Raw genomic sequence first — 16,849 nt, forward strand, 5'->3', positions numbered from 1 at the left:
AGTTCGAGAGACGCACAGTTCTCACCTTTTGATCCAGAATCGCCACCTTTCGCATCCCGCGCCGGCCTATTCTTGGCCGAATGAGGTGAAGCGGTGGCCGACGCCGAAGGGGCGCTGATCCAGGCGCGGTCCGCGTTCCTCACTTGCCGGTGTTCCAGACGTCCCGCGGCGCTTGGCCGATGCGCGGCGGGTGTGAGGCGGTGACCGGGCCTCCACCGAGTACCTCCGCCCAGTCCCGCATGGCCGCGATGCCGACGTAGGGTGTGAAGTCGTCGGCGTTCAGTCCCGCGCGGTGTGCGGCTTCCTGACCCATGTAGGCCGGACTCGAACTTCCCGTGGCGAGCGCCGCGCGCTCCGCGCGGCGGTGCACAAAACCGGCCTTGAAGGCCCGGAGCAGGGTCTCGTTCTCTTCATCCGACAGATCCACCGTCGCCTTGTCGCCCGCGCGGTATCCCCGCTGGAACATGTCTGGGTCTGCGGTGGTGTTCATTTCGTGCTTTCGGGGGGGGGGGCGCGATGGGCCAGGCGCCGGACGCAACGTCTCGTTGAGAGGCATTCCGCAGCTCTGCCGTGGCCGCCAGCCGGCGCATGCAGGAGGGGCCAGTATTTTATCCGCTCGGTAAACGCTCGCGGTGTGCGCCTCTGACGCGGACCGCGGTGCCGATGACTCGGGGTCACGTCACGACGCACGCGAGTCGCTCCGGGCGATCACAGGGGTTCCGGGCCTCTGTTCCCGGCAACGTGCGCGCGCAAGGCGGAGTGGGGGAGGGGAGCGGAAAAACGGGGCAAGTGGAGGGCAGGGGTGGGGCTTGCCTGTGTCGCTTCACGGTACCACGCGGTTCTCGCGTTCAAGGCCCTGCGCGCTTGTGCGTGCTCGGCGCGTGCCGCGCGCCTGCGGCGGCCTGGAGCGCTGCGCTGCCGCGTGATCCACGGGCGTCGCAGGCAATCCCGCCTGTGTCACCTTTGGAGCTCGTCATGAACTTCTTCTCTTCCTCCTCTTCTTACTCTTTCTTCCATTGCTTCGCCTGCCGTCTCCTTCGCTGCCCGGTCGTCGCTGTCGCTGCAGGAGGTCCAGCGCAGGGCGCCGGCGGTCTTTGCCGAGCGTGCGGCCGGGATCACCGGTCCCCGGTACGTGTTCATCAGCACGCGCGACATCGTGATGGCGCTGATGGATGCGGGCTTCGAGCCGACGGCGGTGCAGCAGACGCGCTCGCGTGCGCCTGGGAACGAAGGCTACGCGCGGCACATGCTGCACTTCAAGCCGGTGGTGCAGGCGCCCTCGCTGGACGACGTGCTGGGCGAGATCGTGCTGATCAATTCCCACGACGGGCGCAGCGCCTACCAGTTGCGCGCGGGGCTGTTCCGGCCGGTGTGCGCGAACGGCATGCTGACGGCGATGGGCGACGTCGGGTTCGTCCATGTGAGCCATCGGGGGAACGTCGTGGCCAACGTCGTCGATGCGGCGCAGAAGATCACGCGCGATCTGGCGCAGGTCGGGGCGGCGGTCGCGCAGATGCGGCTGACGATGCTGACGCAGGGGCAGCAGCTCGACTTCGCGCGCGAGGCGCTGGCGTTGCGGTTCGCGGGTCATGACGCGTTGCCGGTGGAACCGCTGCAGTTGCTGGAGCGCCGGCGGATGGCCGATGTCGGTGACGACGTCTGGCGGACCTTCAACACGGTGCAGGAGCATGTGCTGCGCGGCGGGTTGCCGGGGCATACGGCGCGTGGCCGGGTGATGCACACGCGCGGCATCCGCGCGATCCGCGAGAACGTGCGGCTCAACACCGGGCTGTGGAACCTGGCGCTGCAGCGCATCGGCCGCTGAGGCGGCCATGGGCCGGCGTCGCCGCCGGCCCTGTCGACCGGGGCGCTCCCGTGCGGCGTGCTGCCGAGCCGCGGGCATTTGCCTGCGGCGCGCGCGGCACACCGCCATGCCGGGGCACCCTGTCTTTGCGTGATCTTGTCGGCCGACGGACCGATGGGGTGCCATCGGCCATCGGTCATCAGCCATGCCGCGGGCGCTGCGTCCGGTCGAATGCTCGCGCGTTTCGTCCGGGCGCTTCGCGTGGCCTTGACGTGGGTTGCAGGGCCGGCTTCCATTGCGTTGTGTCTTTCAGAGCCGGCACCTGTGCGTTCGCCCGCTATTGGGTGGCAGCCAAGGACACCAGGCGGTGCGCGGAGGGTTCGAGGTCGCGGGCCCCGTCCGGGGCCTCTGCGCAGGGTGGGGGAGGGCTTGCCTGTGAGCCCTGAGGCTACCCCCTCGTTCTCGCGTTCAAGGCCCTGCGCGCGCTGCGCGTGCTCGGCGCGTGCCGCGCGCCTGCGGCGGCCTGGAGCGCTGCGCTGCGACGGGGTGGCGGGGTCTCGCAGGCAATCCCGCCTGTGTCATCTCACAGGAGTTCGTCATCATGAACGCTTCCACTTCCTCCGTTGCCGCTGCGGGCTCTTCCGCGGTTTGCTCCGACCTCACGACGTCGCTGTCTGCCATGACGGCACGCGAGCGCAGCGTGCTCGAGGCGCTGCGGCCGTTTCTCGGCGCCGACGCGGAGGTGCTCTACGACGCGCAAGGACGCTCGTTGCACAAGCTGGTCTGCTTTGCGCGTGATTCGTCGCTGCCGGGGTGCACGCAGCTGCTGTGCGGGCTGCGCCTGGCGCGGGAGCTGCTCGCCGAAGAACTGCGCCCGGCCGAGGCCTTCCGCTCTGCCTACGCCGTCTCGGACTATCTCAAGCTGCACTTCGCGGGGCAGCAGCACGAGAGCTTCGCGATCCTGTTCCTCGATGCACGGTGCGCGCTGCTGGCCTTCGAGGACCTGTTCCGGGGCACGCTCACGGCGACCGGGGTGTATCCGCGGGAGGTGCTCAAGCGGGCGCTGCAGCACAACGCCGCGGCCGTGATCCTGGCGCACAACCATCCGTCGGGCGAGGTGGAGCCGTCGGCGGCGGACCGGGCGCTGACGGATGCGCTGAAGGAGGCGCTCGCGCACATCGACGTGCGGGTGCTCGACCACTTCGTGGTTGCGGGAAACCGGGCCGTCTCGATGGCCGAGCGCGGCCTCGTCTGAGCGAGGCCTTGCGGGGCGCTTCGGCGCCCCTTTTTCGTTTTCTTTCTTTCTTTCTTTCTTTCGGCCTCGCTTTTTGAACGGCGTGCGTTCGGGGTGGTCGCGCGCGGCGCACGCTCGCACGCTGGCCGCGCGAGGTGCCGGCGGCGCTTGTCGTGCGCGCGGGTGCACAGCGCAGGCGCTCGCACGCTGGCACGTGCGCGCTCAAGTCGCTTCCATCAGCGCCGCGTGGCGGCGAGGGCCCGCCTCGTCAGGTCCGGCGCTGGCACGCCGGGACGCGCATGCACGGTGAGTGGGCTGGCCGCATCCCTGGCACGCGGCAGCTCGCAGGCGCTGGCGGCCATATGTGGCCTGCGGCGGGGAGGTGTCGACCCGCGGTCGTGCCGCCTCTGGATCGACGCATGGCGCGGGTCGCTCCCCGCTCCAGGGTGAAGGCTTCGCCCCCGTGCTCGCCCGGTCCTCGCGGCGCTCGGCTGCGGCCTGCGCCCGGGCCCCGGACCTTCTCGCTGGCCCCTCGCCCGGTCTGCGTCGAGGCGGCTCCGACAGCAGGTTTTCCTTCTTCCACCCCCGCGGCAGGTGCCGCAGAAAGGCGTTGCCATGACTCGATCTTCAGGCGCTTTCGCGCGACGCGGCACGTCGGCCTCGGCCGCTGCGCGGCCCCCGGCTGCCACGGGCGTTCCCCCCGTACCCCCCGAGGACCCACCCACTACAGGGCTGCGGGAATGGCCTCAGGCGCCACGGCGCCCGGGCGGGCGCCTGGATGTGCGACAGGCCGTGACGGACCGGATCATCGCCATGCTCGCGCAGGGCAGCCACGTGGCCCGTGCCCGCTGGGTCGCTGCGGCGTCGCGCGGCTTTCCGCGCAACCTTCACAAGGGACGGTGCTACCGGGGAGCGAACGTGCTGCTGCTGTGGGACGAGGCCATTGCACAGGGCCATGCGACGAACGTCTGGATGACCTACCGGCACGCCGCGATGCTCGGTGGTCAGGTCCGCAGGGGCGCACGCGGGGTGATGTGCGCGCATTTCGATCGTGTACCCGGCCGCCCGGCCCGCGACGAGGCACACGCGGGTGCGGCTGGCGAGAGGGCGACCTGCGGCGTGGGTGAGGGTGAGGGTCTCGAGTCGGCACACGTCGGCGTGCTGCGGTGTCGGCCATTCTGGTTGTTCAACCTGGCCCAGGTCGACGGGCTGCCGGACGATCCGGGCATGGCGGCATGCGAGGGGGCGTCGGCATGGGCGGGCCCCCTGGCAGGCGAGGGCCGCGGGGCGGTGGAGACCGCGCTGCGGCTGGTTGCCGGCTGCGACGCCGTGGTGCGACATGGCTTCGGGGTCGCGAGCTACGTGCCGGTGCGCGACGAGATCCGCTTGCCGTTGCCGAAGCGGTTTGCGAGCGCCGAGAACTACTGCGCCACGCTGTTGCACGAACTCGTGCACTGGACGGGGCATCCGGCGCGGCTGCACCGCGCGTTCGGCCCGCGCTTCGGTGACGTGGCGCCTGCGTTCGAGGCGCTCGTGGCGGAGCTGGGCTCGGTTTTTCTCATGGGGCACTGTGGGCTCGTCCAGGCCACCATCGAGGGCCACACGGGCTGTGTGGAGGCTTGGCTGCAGTTGTTGCGCCATGACCGATCGGCGATCTTCACGGCCGCGCGGCATGCCAGCGATGCGTTCGACTGGATCCTGGCACGAGGCCTGCCGGAAGTCGAAGACCTTCGTTGAGGCATCGGCAGCGCCGCCGTGCGGTGCACGCCCCGTCGCAGCGGTCGGTGCTGGGTCGTGGCGGCGCTGCTTCTTGTCTTCCCTGGCGAAGTTGTCTTCTATCGGCTGCAAGACTGAAGTTTTTGTCTGAACTATCGGACAGCACGACCATCGATCGGCGACGGCAGGCCAGACATCGGACTGGCCGATGCCGGGCGTCGCACCCGAGCGCGGGCTCGATGGGAAGCCACCCCAACGGCCTCAACTCCCGCAGTTGCCCGGCCCCGGGCAGCCCTCGCGCGCGCACCGGGCGCGAAAGGGCGCGCGGGGCGCATGCCGCGGGGCGACGCGCGCCGTCAGGCCATGGCCGGGGCGGGCGCTGCGGCCTGGACCGGGATGTGGGCGCGCTGTTCCTTGATGCGGTTGGCGTCGTCCACGAAGACGAGCCTGGGTTGGTGGCCCGCCACCTGGTCTTCCGCCACCAGGCCGAAGGCCGCGATGATGACCAGGTCGCCCACGGACGCGCGGCGCGCGGCGGAGCCGTTGAGCGAAATGATGCCGCTGCCGCGCTCGCCGCGGATTGCGTAGGTGACGAAGCGCTCGCCATTGTTGATGTTCCAGATGTGGACCTGCTCGTTCTCGGCCAGGTTGGCGGCATCGAGCAGGTCTTCGTCGATGGCACAGGAGCCTTCGTAGTGCAGTTCGCAGTCGGTGACGGCCACGCGATGAATCTTGGACTTGAGCAGGGTGCGGAACATGGGTCGAACGCTTTCTTTGTCTCTGAGCAACGATGGGTCGGTCTTGCGTCCTGCGAGGGGTGCGCGAGGCTGAGAAGGGTGTGCGCCGGGCGGCGCTGCGCGGCGGGCGAAGCATAGTCGGGCCACGGGCGCGGCTCGCGCCCGAACTGTGACAAGAGACGTCAAGCGGCACGAGGCGGGCTGCCCGCGCGGGCGGGGCGGACTGCCCCGGAGCGTTGCACGTCGTCCTTGCGGTATGGGGTCGCGTGCACGGTGCAGGGTCTGGCCGGCCGGGTGCGGTGCGCCCGGTACCATTCCAAGAACGGCCATGGTCAACGAGAAGGGGGGATGGAGATGGACAGCGCGCGCCGCAAATCGACGGGGGACATCGTCGATGCCGAATCGCTTTGGGACACGCACCCGGTCGACAAGGACGACTACGAGTGCCATGACTGCGCGGTCAAGGCGTGGCCTGCGTCCTATCTGCGCGGCGTCAATCTCCGGCGGCCCTATTTCAAGCTCTCGCCCAACGCCAGTCACGGACCATCCTGCGGCGTGCTCGGCGCGCAGACGTACCTGGAGCGCGCAAAGGCCGCTCCCCTGGGGACAGGCGAGGGTGGGTTTCCGCTTCCCTGGCCGGACAGGCTCGTGCTCGCGCACGAGCGGCCTGCCGTCGACGTGGCAGGCACCGGCCGCGGCCCGGACGCCGCCTCTGGAAACCGGACCAGGGCCGGAGGTGGCGGCCCGCCGCGTGGGGGCGGGGAAGGCCGTCGTGGCCACGCCGTCGGCACCTTGCGCCCGATCTGCCGCGCCTACATCGCCTTTCCCCATGACCGCGCCGGGTTGCCGTTGGCAGTGCCGCAGTGCGTCGGACAGACATTCGATCAGGTCTTCCGTCGGCTCTCCGGCAGCGAGATCACGGTGCATCGAGAGCCCCGGCGCCTTTACTACGCCGCCTTGCAGTGGTGTGCCCCCACGGTCAACGAAGCCGCGGCGGAATGGCTCCTGGATGCGGGCGAGTGGGATGCGGCGCACAAGCGCCGCGGCATCGCGTACCGCGTGCGCGTGGTCTGGTCCCACTGGACGCCGCGGCAGCGAGAATCGCTGCGCCGCGAGGTCGAGATCGCACGCGACGAAGCGAAGCAGCACAAAGAGAAGGCGGTCAAGGCGTGGATGTTCTTCGTGGGCACGCAGGACGCGGACGATCCCGCGTTGCTGGTGGTCGATCGGTTCGAGCTGGTCTGCTGCCTGATGGCGCAGATGATCTATCCACCGCGGGCGTGAAGCTGCGCTTCGTTGCAGAGGCGACACTGTGTCGCGCTCGGCCCGTGCCTGCGGCCGCGCGTGCGCCGCATGCGGTTCGCGTCGACCCGGCCTTCGATGTGACGTCCAGAAGCGCCGGCGAGAGGTCGCGCGACGTCCCTGGAACGGCACGGGAGGCCGACCGGGCCGCCCGGGCCGCCCGGGCCGGCCGGGTCGACGATCGCCGCGTCCTCTCCGCTGCCGAATCCGTGCGGCGGGTGCTCGGTGCCGCCGGGCAGCGGGTGCAGCGAGACGCTGGTTTGCGACCGTGTCCAAGCGCCAGCGGCAAGGACTTGGTGACGTTCGAGGAATGGGGCCATCTGAGGGTCGAGGCAGCGGCGCCGCCTGGGTGCGCCCCTGGCGGACTTGGGCGGGCCGACCCGGACACTGTGCGGACATGGCGCTTGGCGCGCGGCGGTGGCCGGTGAGTTCCGTGCTGCGCCAAGCCGTTGATTTTTCGAAGATTCTCCGGTGCCTTGGCGCAAGAAGGCGGGGGACTCCCATGCGGCGCCGGGATCCAGGCGAGGTGGGCAGGCGTCTTGTGGTTCTCGGCGGTGGCGAGCGGGTTGGCGCAGCGGAGTGGGGATTGCGCGCTGCCGAGCTGGATTGCGCTCCATGAGGTGTGGCCGCCGCAGTCTCGATCGTGCGGCGCAGCCTGATCGCTGTGCTGGGGGCGGCGCTTTTCACTGCGACTGGACGCTTGGCTCCCTCGCGTCTGCCGCGGCACAGCATGGCGCGCGGGGAGCCGCGGCAGGGTAATCAAGGCAGGGGAGAGCGGGCTGGGCTCGCTGTTTCCTTCAGGGTGCCACACCGTTCTCGCCGTCAAGGTCTGCGCGCACGGTGTGCGCTGGCGGGCTGCGCCCGTCTGCGAACCCTGACCGCTGCGCTGCGGCGTGCCGGTGACGGTCTCGGGCAATCCCGCCCTGCATCCTTCCAAGGAGAGACCGTCATGACGAATCTTTTGAGCGACGACCAGCGCGCGCTGCTGCAGGCCCATGGCCGGACATCGGCCGAGAACCCGCGTCACGATCCGGCGCCTGTGGTCAAGCTGTTCACGCCCCACGCGGGCGCGACCTGGCTGCTGAGCGAACTGGACGCCGGCGGCGCCATCGCGTTCGGGCTGTGCGACCTGGGCGTGGGCTGTCCCGAACTCGGCTATGTGAGCCTGCTGGAGCTGGAGGGCCTGCGCGGGCCATGGGGGCTGGCGATCGAGCGCGATCTGCATTTCGTGGCCAACAAGCCCCTGAGCGGTTATGCGCGTGAGGCGCGACTGGGCGGGCGCATCGTGACCTAGCGACACCGAGGCATCGGCCGTCGTCGCACGGTCGCTGTCATTCTTCTTCGCGCCGGCCGCGTGTTGCACCGTGACAGCCGCACGCAGCGCTCCTGACACGGGGACGCCGGCAGACGTCGCCGGCCGCGCGGGGCGCGGGTCGGCACCTTGTGTGGACTCTGGCCAAGGGCGCCTGTCCGCCCCGGTGCCGGTCTGGTCCCACCCCGCCCGCCCCGCCCCGCCCCTCATCGCAGCACGGCTGGCGCGGTTTCATCGATCGAACGAATCACGCGATGCCTGTTGGTCGCTCACCGGGCCTTCGTCCCCTGCAATGCAAGCAGGCTCGCGCCCATGCGACGCGAAGACGCCCGCGACGGCGGTGCTCGAACCATGAGTCAAGGCACGTGCTCCGGAATCTGCATCAGCTGCTGCGAGCCGTGGGCGCCAGGTCGGCGACGCCTCGAAGGGCGGTTCGGCCGCCGGCCAAGCGCCGCGCCGAAGATGCCCTGCCTGCCTGGCGTTATTCTTGGCAGCAGGAGTGCCGACGATGCCCAGCTACAGCTATCTTTGGGACGGAACGCAATCGGGATGGACGCTGCTGAAGATTCGCCGCTCGCTGCGCGCCATCACCGTGGTCTTCGACGCGCAGGGACCCAGTCGCCAGCAGATTCAGGCGCTGCGGCGCACGGTGCCGAGCTTGCGCGAGGTCTCGGCCGGGCAAGCGGTGCGGCAGCTGTGGGGGCGACCCAGTGTCGAGCTCGGCGAGTTCGACATCCCCATTGCACGCCGCCTTGTCGCAGAGCTTGAACGCTGCGGCCTGCGGGTGCGAGAAAAGGTGACGGACCGAACGATATACCTTCCTTTCAACGAGATCTGCCTGCATGCGCTCATCATCGAAGACGCGAGGGTGCTCCAACAAGTGGTCGCGCAGGCATTGAGGAAGCGACTGCCAGTCCGGCAAGTGCAAACCTGAGGGCAAGGGCACGCGGGTGGACATTGGGCCCTGTCCGGCTCGCCCTGCGGGTGCCAATTGCGGCATGACGCAGGTCCGTGCGAGTCCCTTCGTGAGGGTCACCCCCCATATTCGACTCGCTCCATCCACCCGTACGCCGACCTTCGCTCACGGCGCGGTCGGGCCGACGACGGGTGGCGCCCGGGTGGGCGCTCGGAAGGCGGCCAACCCCTGCGGACCGCCTGCACGCCCAGGGCTTATTTGCTGCAGGTGCCTGGCTGCGCCAAGTCACGCTTGGCCACATCGGGGATCTGCTCCAGGACGGCACGGTCCAGGACGCGCCCATCTTGATGATGAACTTGCCACGAAGCAGGTCTTGCCGGCTTCCATGGCCACCGACAGGGCATCGGGAGAGAACGCTGGGCACCCCGGCGCACGTGCAGTTGGACGGCCGCGCGTGTGCCACTGTCACCACGCTGGGGACCCGCGCGCTCTGGGGGGCGTGCGCGAGCGGACGCCTCACGCCTTCCCTCACAACCGCTAGGCACAGGCGCAAGGGCCCATCGCGCGCCTGTGGCCCGACGCTGTCCGTCGCCGTTGCGCCTTGACGTGCCAGCAGCGTCTCGGCGCGGGAGCACGTCATACCTTCCCTCGCCTGCAACAGGCTTCAAAACCTGAACGTCGGCTGAACAACAAAAGGTTTCGATTGTGATAACTTCACATTGCAATAAAAAGTAATACCAAAGAAGTCAGATCCCGTCGGCTTCCCAGAGTGAACCCGGAGGCGAGAGCCCATGCCCCTTCCCTTTTTGATTGAACTCGCACAGCGACCCCTGCCTTTGGCCGTCACGTGTCCCCAGCAGTCGAGGCACGTCGCGCGTTTGAAAGCGACCGGTCTTATCGAGGCCACGCTCGCCCTGTCGCACGCTCGCCAGCGTTGTACGCGGGCTGCTTTGGTTCACGCCCTCACCGAAGAGGGGGTCCAGGACATCGCGGAGGTGAGGGGACGCCTTCCCCCGCGGACGGTCGGGCAGGAAAGACACAGCCTCGCGCTGGCCTTCCTGCGCTTCCTCGAGCACGCCGATTTTCCTGCGATCGTGACGCAACCGGATGAATGCGATGCTGCGGCGCACCTGGTGGCCGAGGGTTTGATCCATGGCGCGGTCGACGAGATCGGGGGCGACAGCGCCGAAGCCGTGATCCGCGGACTGACGACGAGCGGCAGGGCGTTGCTCTCACCCCGCATGGGCAAGGGCGCGATGGCGCGCGGGCGCGGTTCGAGGGCTGCAGAACGTCGGGCTCTCGGCGCGCCCATTCCTTCGCGTTCGTCCCTGCTGGGGCAGGTTCGCCGCGCGGCATGCGCAACCGCGCTGGCCGCGGTGACGCGACCGTCCTTGACCATTCCCGCGGCGTCCCGTTCTTCATCATCCCCTTGGAGGTGTTCGCATGCTGCTCTGTGCCCTGCTCATTGAAGACAGTCAGACATTCCGGGACGGCTTGATCCCGGCGCTGCACGACATGGCTGCCGTGGAGGTCATCGCCGTCGCAGAGACGGCCCGTGACGCGGTGGCGGCACTGGGCGCGCTTCCTGATCGCTGGCAGCTCGCCGTCGTGGACCTGGTGTTGCGCGAAGGATCCGGTCTGGACGTGCTGCGTGCGATGGAGCGCCGCTTGGCGCATCAGCGAGTCGTCGTCCTGACGAACTATGCGACCCCGGAGATGCGAGAGCGGGTCCAGCGGCTCGGTGCTGACGTCCTGTTCGACAAATTCACGGAGATGGATGCATTCTTCGAATGGTGCACGCAGCTTCACTGCACGCAAGGGGCCAGCGGCCGGTCGCGCGCGGCGGCGCCGCCTCGCATCAAACCCCCTGGCTGAGCGTCGCGTGACGGTACCGCCACGAGCGGCCCTGTGCCGACGGTGGGCGCCGTCGACGGCAGCGTCCAAGTCATAAAGGGGCAAAGACCGGCGGCGGCGGCGTTCGGCAACGCGCGAGCGACATGGCACAGCGACCCTGCGTGCGCCACGCGTTTGATCAGAAGGCGCCCAGCGCGCCCGATGCCGCTTCGCGATCCTCGAGCACGTAGCCGGCACCGCGAACCGTGTGCAGCAGTTTCACGTCGAAGGGGCCGTCCAGTTTCTTGCGCAGGCGCCCCACGGTGACCTCGAGCGTGCTGCAGTCGTCCTCGAAGCGCGTGTTCCACACGCGCTGCGCGAGCGTGGCGTGCGACACGACCTTGCCGGGGTGCTGGAGGAGCTCGGCGAGCAAGTCGAATTCCTTGGGTGAGAGCTTGAGCCGGACGCGGTTGCGTGCGCATTCGCGGCGTTGGAGATCGACCTGGAGGTCGGCCAACTGCACACGCGTCAACGGCGGTGGCGTGCGTCGCTGCAGCAGCGCCTGCACGCGCACGCGCAGTGCCGCTGCGGAAAAGGGCATCGCGAGGTAGTCGTCCGCGCCGAGCTGCAGTCCCCGCAGGCGGTCTGCGAGCTTGTCGCGCGCGGTGAGTATCAGCACGGGCATTTGCTTGGTGCGGCGGATGGCCTGCAGGACGGCGAGGTCGGCGCCTGCCAGGGCCACGTCGAGCAGCACCAGGGCATAGTCTCCCTCGATCGCGAGGTAGCGCCCTTCCACACCATCGCGCGCAAGATCGAGGTGACAGCCCAATCCTTCCAGGCCCTCCCGGACGCAATCGGTGAGCATGGTCTCGTCTTCAATGAGCAGTATCCGCATCGCGCTGTGCCAGTGAGGAGCCCAAAAGGAAGGGGTGGTCGTCGTCCACGTCGTCTCTCGAGTTTATGCCTCGCGCGCCGCCACGGCCACCACGGGATCGTCGCGTGTCACGAGGCGGGCGATTGTCGCGCAAGCCCAGGTTCTCGTCGTCCCCGCCCGCTCACCGTGGCCATGTCTTGGTCACCAAGACCGTGCGGCGGCCCGGCTGTCGCAACGCCCGGCACAGCGGGACCGGGCCCGGACCCCTGCCGAGCGCGCACGCATGGCGCATGCTTCGGCGGTCTGCATCTTCGCGCTCGGCGGGCGATCGAGGCGGTCAGGCTGGACAAGGTCCTCCGGTTCAGCTTCGGGGCGGCTGGCGCCCGATGGTGTCCCCGGGGGGCGGTGCATCGGCGCGGCGTTGGGGCTGCATGGGCGATGAGCTCGGCCGTGTGAGCCCTTCGTGGTTTCTTTCTAGGGTTGGGGGTGGCGCGGGGTCCTTGGGACGTGAGGCGGGCGCCCCGCCGGCGGCGCCGGCGTCGGGGAGCTCCAGGTTCGCGCCTTCGCGTTCATCCCCTGCCGGGACCGCCCGCTCGGGCGGCCTTGCGCATCCCTGGCGCGGGACTGCGTCCCCGACTTCCGATGCGTGACGTGCCTGCGGCACGTGGGGGCGCTCGCCGCGCGGCGGTTGCCTGCCCGCACCGGAGGCCTCGTGGGCGGCCGTTTTCCTGATTTCTTCGCTTGTGTCCGGTGACTGTGCGCGCGCGGAGCCGGGCGCCCGGCTGCGCCTGCAAGGGGGTGTTCATAACGCCTGCGCGTTACGAAGGCTTCCCCCTTGCGCTCCCGTCCCCGTGCGCGCCGGACGCCACCGGGCGAAGAACTCAGGAGAACGGCAGCCAGCCGCCAGGAGGCGGCCGGTGCGTGCAGGCAACCCTTCCTGGAAGGGCTCCGAATCTAGGAATCCGGCCTGCCGGAAGAAAGAGGCGCAGCGGCTGCGGTGCCTCGGGTTCCTTTGTCCGTGTGTGTGCATTGACTGTTCATTTCAACGAAAGGAAATTGCCATGAACGCGATTGCTGATGCGAAGAAGACCCGGGTTTTGACGAAGGCGGCACCGCCGGTGACCCGCGCGAAACGGGGCCGCGCTGCGCCGCGCCAAGCCGGTGAAGACGCCGGGTCGGGGACGGCAAAACCCCCGTCGCGGGACCTGCTCGTGCCGCTGGACCGCCTCGTGCTCGGGGAGGCGAACGTCCGGCGTGTGCAAGGCGCCGAAGGGCTGGCCGAGCTCGCCGCGCTGATCGACGCGCAGGGCTTGCTGCAGCGCCTGAGCGTGGTGGCCCAGGACGATGGTTGCTACGCCGTCGTGGCCGGCGGGCGGCGCTTGCGCGCGTTGCAGATGTTGGCCGAGCGCGGGCGCCTGGCAGGTGCCCACCCGGTCGAGTGCCGTCTGTGCGATGCGGTGCATGCGCGGCAGGTGTCGCTCGCGGAGAACTCGGGGCGCGAGGCCATGCACCCGGCCGACCAGATGGTGGCGTTTCGACAGCTCATCGAGGACGAGCACCTGAGCGTGGCGCAGGTGGCGCAGCGCTTTGGCGTCTCGGTGCTGAGCGTCGAGCGGCGCCTGCGGCTCGCGCGGCTGGCCCCCCGTTTCATCGCCATGTACCGCGCCGGGGAGATCGACAACGACCAGCTGCAGGCGCTCGCGCTGATCGACGACCTTCAGGCGCAGGAGGCGGTCTGGGACGGCCTGCGCCCGCACGACCGCAGCGCATGGCGCATCCGCGATGCGGTCACCGCCGAGGCCTGCAGCGCGGACAGCCGGCTCGCTCGCTTCGTCGGGCTGGACGCCTACGAGGCCGAGGGCGGCGCGGTGCGCCGGGACCTCTTCGCCTCGGGCGAGGATCTGTCAGGCATCTTCCTCGACGACCTGCCGAGGCTGCATGCGTTGGCGATGGAGCGGCTGCGCGGCCATGCCGAGGCCGTGCGCACCGAGGGCTGGTCGTGGGTCGAGGTCACGCTCGACACCGATCGGGCCGCATGGCGCGGTTTCGGCTTCGAGGCGCAGGGCGAGCGGGCGCCCATGCCGCAGGAGGCCCAGGCCCTCGCCAAGCTGGAGGCGCTGGCGCTGACGTCCGCGCAGGCCCTGGATGCGCACCAGACGGACGGCGACCCCGAGGCCGATGACTTCGAGGCGCGCGAGGCGCAGCTCGGCGGCGCGCTGGACAAGGTGGAGGACGAGCTCGAGGCGGCGCGCGCGGCACTGCGGCAGTGGTCGCCCGAGCAGCTCGCGCGTGCCGGTGCGCTCGTGCGGCTGGACAGCCGCGGCGAGGTGGTGGTCGAGCGCGGCCTCGTGCGTCCCGCCGACCGGGCGGCACGTCGCGCCGGGATGGGGACCGCAGAGGGGGCAGGGGAAGGCATGACGGCGGATGACGAATCCGCGCAGTCCTCGGATGCGCAGGCTGGCGTGACCGCCAGGGGTGCCATCAGCGAGCGCCTGATGCGCGACCTGAGCGCGCACCGCACGGCGGCGCTGCAGGCTGCCTTGCTGCAACAGCCGCACGTGGCACTCGCGGCGCTGGCGCATCGCATGGCCGAGACGGTGTTCAGCCTCTACGGGCCGGGCAACGACATCGTGGGCGTGTCCACGCGCGTGTGCGGCGACGGCACGCTCGCGCAGGCGGCCACCGACCATGGCGACAGCCGCGCGGCGGGCGTGCTCGGGCAGGCCGAGAGCCTGTGGGGCGACCAGCTGCCGGGCAACCCCGACGCGCTCTTCGCGTGGCTGCTCGCGCAGCCGCAGGAGGTGCTGCTGGACCTGCTCGCGTACTGCACGGCGCGCAGCGTCGATGCGATGCGCACGCGCATGCCGTCGCGCGCGGACATGAGCGACGCGCTCGCCGCCGCGCTCGGCCTGGACATGGCCGACTGGTGGCAGCCGACGCAGCGGCACTACCTGCTGCACGTGAGCAAGTCGGCAATGTGCGAAGCGGTGCGCGAGGCCACGGGCGCCGAGCTTCCGGCGTCCCTCGCTGCGCTCAAGAAGCCCGCGCTCGCGGCGCATTGCGCCAGCCAGCTCGAAGGCACGCGGTGGGTGCCGCTGCCGCTGCGTACGCAGCACGCGCGGAGTGAGGAGAACGAGCAGAACGAGGAGGGCGCAGCGTCTGAAATGGCGCCAGGCGAGGAAGACGAAGGCGAAGAGGGCGACGCTGATCGCCAGACGCAAGGTTGAACCTGCACGAAGCCCTGCCTGTGCCGCCGGTGCGGGCGGGGTTTTTTTCCGGCGAACGCGACGCCGCGGCTTTGGCGAGGGGGGGTTCAGCGGCGCAGGGCTTCCTCGACCCGGGCACGTGTGGGCGCGTCGAGCGATGCCCAGTTGCGCTGCAGCGCGCGGCCCAGGCGCGCCGGTGCAGGATCCTCCCAGCCGAGCGCCACGGTCGCGGCGGCGCCGGACAGCGCGGCCATCGCGCACAGCAGCGCGGCGGCGCGCCACCGCGGCGAGGGCCCGCGCAACGCCGGGGTGCGCGCCGGGCCCTGCGCATCGCCGCGCGCCTGCAGGGCGGCTTCGATGCGCGCGGCCGCGCTGTCCAGCCGTCGCGCGGCCTCGAGCAGCGCCGATGGGGCCTCGACGCTGCGCTGTACGAGCGTGGTGAGCGCGGCGAGGTCGGCCGCGAGCGCTTCGCGCGCGGCCTGGACGTTCGACGCGGCTTCCTCGGCGCGCTGCAGCAGCGGTTCGACATCTTCCAGCAGGATGTGCAGCGCGGCCTGCTGGGCGCTTGTCGCGCTCATGGCTTGCGCGCCGGCTTCGCCGGTGCGAACAGCAGCGCGTGCACACGCACCAGGTTGTCCTGCGCCGTGACCGCGAGGTCATGCGTCATCTGCGCGGCCATCGCGCGCTCCAGGGCTTCCATGTCGCCCGCGCGCCGCGCTTCGGCGCGTGCGGCGCGCCAGTCGGTGGCGTCGCGCGCGAGCTCGCCGATGGTGCGCCGGCTCGCTTTCGCGAGCTCGAAGACCTCGCTGCGCGCGACCACCGCGTGCGGCTCGAAGACCGCCTTGCCCTGTCCGTACGTCAGGCCGTAGCCCACCACCTGGGGGTAGATCGCGGCAACGCTCTCCAGGCTGTCGCTGGGGTACTGGTTGAAGACGACGCGCACCCGGCGCGGCTCGACGCCGAGCGCGTGCAGCCAGTCGACGGTGGCGATCGTGTCGCGCTGCTGCTTGTCCGCCGGCACCGTGGGCACGAGCACCAGGTCGAATTCGCGGACGGCGCTGCGAAAGCGCGCCATCTCGCTCATGAACGCCGCGACGTTGGAGGCGCCCACGTCCACGATGAGGTCGTCGTGGACCATGATCTCGCGAAAGATATCCCGGAAGCGGCTCGCGCTGAAGGCCTCCACATCGAGCGCCTCGACCGTGTCGACGTCGCTCGCGTTGAGCGACTCCACGCTCACGACGCGCGCGCGCGGCGTGAAGGCCGCCAGCAGGTGGACCGCCAGCGTGCTCTTGCCGACGTTGCCCGAAAGGTTGAGAACGCAGGTTTTCATGGGAAGGACCTCGCTTTCCTGGAAGCGCTGCTCGCGCGCGCGGCCTGCGCGTAGTCGCGCGACGCGGCGCGCTGCGCGCTCGCGAGCGCGTCCAGCACCGCCGAGGGGCCTGCCGCGGACCCGCTCGCGGACGCGACGCCCGGGGGCGGGCAGGGGGCCAATGACTGCGGCGGCAAGGGCGGCAGGGGCGAGTGCACCGCGCGCCGCTTGCGCGCGCGCACCAGGCCCGCGCGGTAGTTGTTCCAGCTCACCGACAGACCGCCCGCGCGCAGACGCGCGTGGATCGCCGCATGACCGTGACCCAGGGCGTGGGCGTGACCGATGGCGTCGGCCAGGCGCGCGATCACCGCCGACACGCTGCGCAGGCGCTGCGCGACCAGCGCCTGCGTGTCGCGCTGCAGTGCATCGAGCGTGTCGACGCCGGGCCGGGGATCGGGCTGGCTGTCCATGCGGTTGCCTGTAAATCCTCTTTGGCGATACATTTCGCCGGATGAAGTGGAGTTTGTCTCGTTGAAGTGGATTTTTCAAGCGCGACTTTGTCATCGGACGCACTTTGAAGCCGCCACGGAGAGCATTTCGATG

General features: G+C 70.1%; 15 protein-coding genes. 8 read left to right on the forward strand and 7 right to left on the reverse strand.

The window, feature by feature from the left end; translation table 11 throughout:
- Positions 1–139: 139 nt before the first annotated feature.
- Complete coding sequence (locus tag BM004_RS36330; protein WP_093221127.1) at positions 140–490, reverse strand: hypothetical protein; 351 nt, start codon at positions 488–490, stop codon at positions 140–142.
- A 624-nt stretch (positions 491–1,114) separates the two neighbouring features.
- Between BM004_RS36330 and BM004_RS36335 the strand changes: the two genes are divergently transcribed.
- From BM004_RS36335 to BM004_RS36345, 3 genes are all read left to right on the forward strand, one after another.
- A complete protein-coding gene (locus BM004_RS36335; RefSeq protein ID WP_256220232.1) occupies positions 1,115–1,825 on the forward strand; it encodes a DUF932 domain-containing protein in 711 nt (236 codons plus the stop codon).
- Between the two features lie 580 nt (positions 1,826–2,405).
- Positions 2,406–3,059 (forward strand): JAB domain-containing protein, encoded by a 654-nt coding sequence (locus BM004_RS36340; RefSeq protein ID WP_093221134.1) that lies wholly within the window; start codon positions 2,406–2,408, stop codon positions 3,057–3,059.
- Positions 3,060–3,818: 759 nt separating this feature from the next.
- The gene (locus tag BM004_RS36345) at positions 3,819–4,775 is read left to right on the forward strand and encodes an ArdC family protein (RefSeq protein WP_256220222.1); all 957 of its coding nucleotides are present in this window, start codon (positions 3,819–3,821) and stop codon (positions 4,773–4,775) included.
- Between the two features lie 335 nt (positions 4,776–5,110).
- On the opposite strand, the gene panD is transcribed toward BM004_RS36345, so the two are convergent.
- Positions 5,111–5,512: an aspartate 1-decarboxylase gene (panD, locus tag BM004_RS36350; RefSeq protein ID WP_093221137.1), complete on the reverse strand. Its 402-nt coding sequence runs from the start codon at positions 5,510–5,512 to the stop codon at positions 5,111–5,113.
- Positions 5,513–5,839: 327 nt separating this feature from the next.
- On the opposite strand from panD, the gene BM004_RS36355 reads away from it, so the two are divergent.
- The 3 genes from BM004_RS36355 (at position 5,840) to BM004_RS36365 (ending at position 9,039) form a co-directional block, all read left to right on the forward strand.
- Positions 5,840–6,775, forward strand: coding sequence for a hypothetical protein (locus BM004_RS36355; protein ID WP_093221140.1), 936 nt, complete (start codon positions 5,840–5,842; stop codon positions 6,773–6,775).
- 967 nt (positions 6,776–7,742) lie between these two features.
- A complete protein-coding gene (locus BM004_RS36360) occupies positions 7,743–8,087 on the forward strand; it encodes a DUF2958 domain-containing protein (protein WP_093221146.1) in 345 nt (114 codons plus the stop codon).
- A gap of 526 nt (positions 8,088–8,613) precedes the next feature.
- The gene (locus tag BM004_RS36365) at positions 8,614–9,039 is read left to right on the forward strand and encodes a hypothetical protein (protein ID WP_093221149.1); all 426 of its coding nucleotides are present in this window, start codon (positions 8,614–8,616) and stop codon (positions 9,037–9,039) included.
- 728 nt (positions 9,040–9,767) lie between these two features.
- Here the strand turns inward: BM004_RS36365 and BM004_RS36370 are convergent.
- A complete protein-coding gene (locus tag BM004_RS36370; RefSeq protein ID WP_093221152.1) occupies positions 9,768–10,175 on the reverse strand; it encodes a hypothetical protein in 408 nt (135 codons plus the stop codon).
- Positions 10,176–10,464: 289 nt separating this feature from the next.
- Between BM004_RS36370 and BM004_RS36375 the strand changes: the two genes are divergently transcribed.
- Positions 10,465–10,896 carry a response regulator transcription factor gene (locus BM004_RS36375; protein ID WP_093221154.1) on the forward strand — a complete coding sequence of 144 codons (432 nt, stop codon included), beginning with the start codon at positions 10,465–10,467 and terminating at the stop codon, positions 10,894–10,896.
- A gap of 157 nt (positions 10,897–11,053) precedes the next feature.
- Here BM004_RS36375 and BM004_RS36380 read toward each other — a convergent pair whose 3' ends face one another.
- Entirely contained in the window at positions 11,054–11,749 is a 696-nt protein-coding gene (locus BM004_RS36380; protein WP_093221157.1) for a response regulator transcription factor, read from the reverse strand.
- Between the two features lie 1,190 nt (positions 11,750–12,939).
- Here BM004_RS36380 and BM004_RS36385 point away from each other — a divergent pair.
- Positions 12,940–14,955 (forward strand): ParB/RepB/Spo0J family partition protein, encoded by a 2,016-nt coding sequence (locus tag BM004_RS36385; protein ID WP_177206730.1) that lies wholly within the window; start codon positions 12,940–12,942, stop codon positions 14,953–14,955.
- 86 nt (positions 14,956–15,041) lie between these two features.
- Here the strand turns inward: BM004_RS36385 and BM004_RS36390 are convergent, their stop codons facing one another.
- Genes BM004_RS36390 through BM004_RS36400 form a run of 3 tightly spaced genes read right to left on the reverse strand, consistent with a single transcriptional unit; the run spans position 15,042 to position 16,749 of the window.
- Positions 15,042–15,512 (reverse strand): hypothetical protein, encoded by a 471-nt coding sequence (locus BM004_RS36390; protein ID WP_093221164.1) that lies wholly within the window; start codon positions 15,510–15,512, stop codon positions 15,042–15,044.
- On the reverse strand, positions 15,509–16,267 hold the full coding sequence (stbB, locus tag BM004_RS36395; protein WP_093221167.1) for a StbB family protein: 759 nt from the start codon (positions 16,265–16,267) through the stop codon (positions 15,509–15,511). The genes BM004_RS36390 and stbB overlap by 4 nt, the downstream gene beginning before the upstream one ends.
- The gene (locus BM004_RS36400; RefSeq protein ID WP_143072623.1) at positions 16,264–16,749 is read right to left on the reverse strand and encodes a hypothetical protein; all 486 of its coding nucleotides are present in this window, start codon (positions 16,747–16,749) and stop codon (positions 16,264–16,266) included. The genes stbB and BM004_RS36400 overlap by 4 nt, the downstream gene beginning before the upstream one ends.
- Positions 16,750–16,849: the final 100 nt, after the last annotated feature.

Origin of the sequence: Variovorax sp. OK212 (genome assembly GCF_900112425.1) — a bacterium.
Classification (GTDB): Bacteria; Pseudomonadota; Gammaproteobacteria; order Burkholderiales; family Burkholderiaceae_C; genus Variovorax.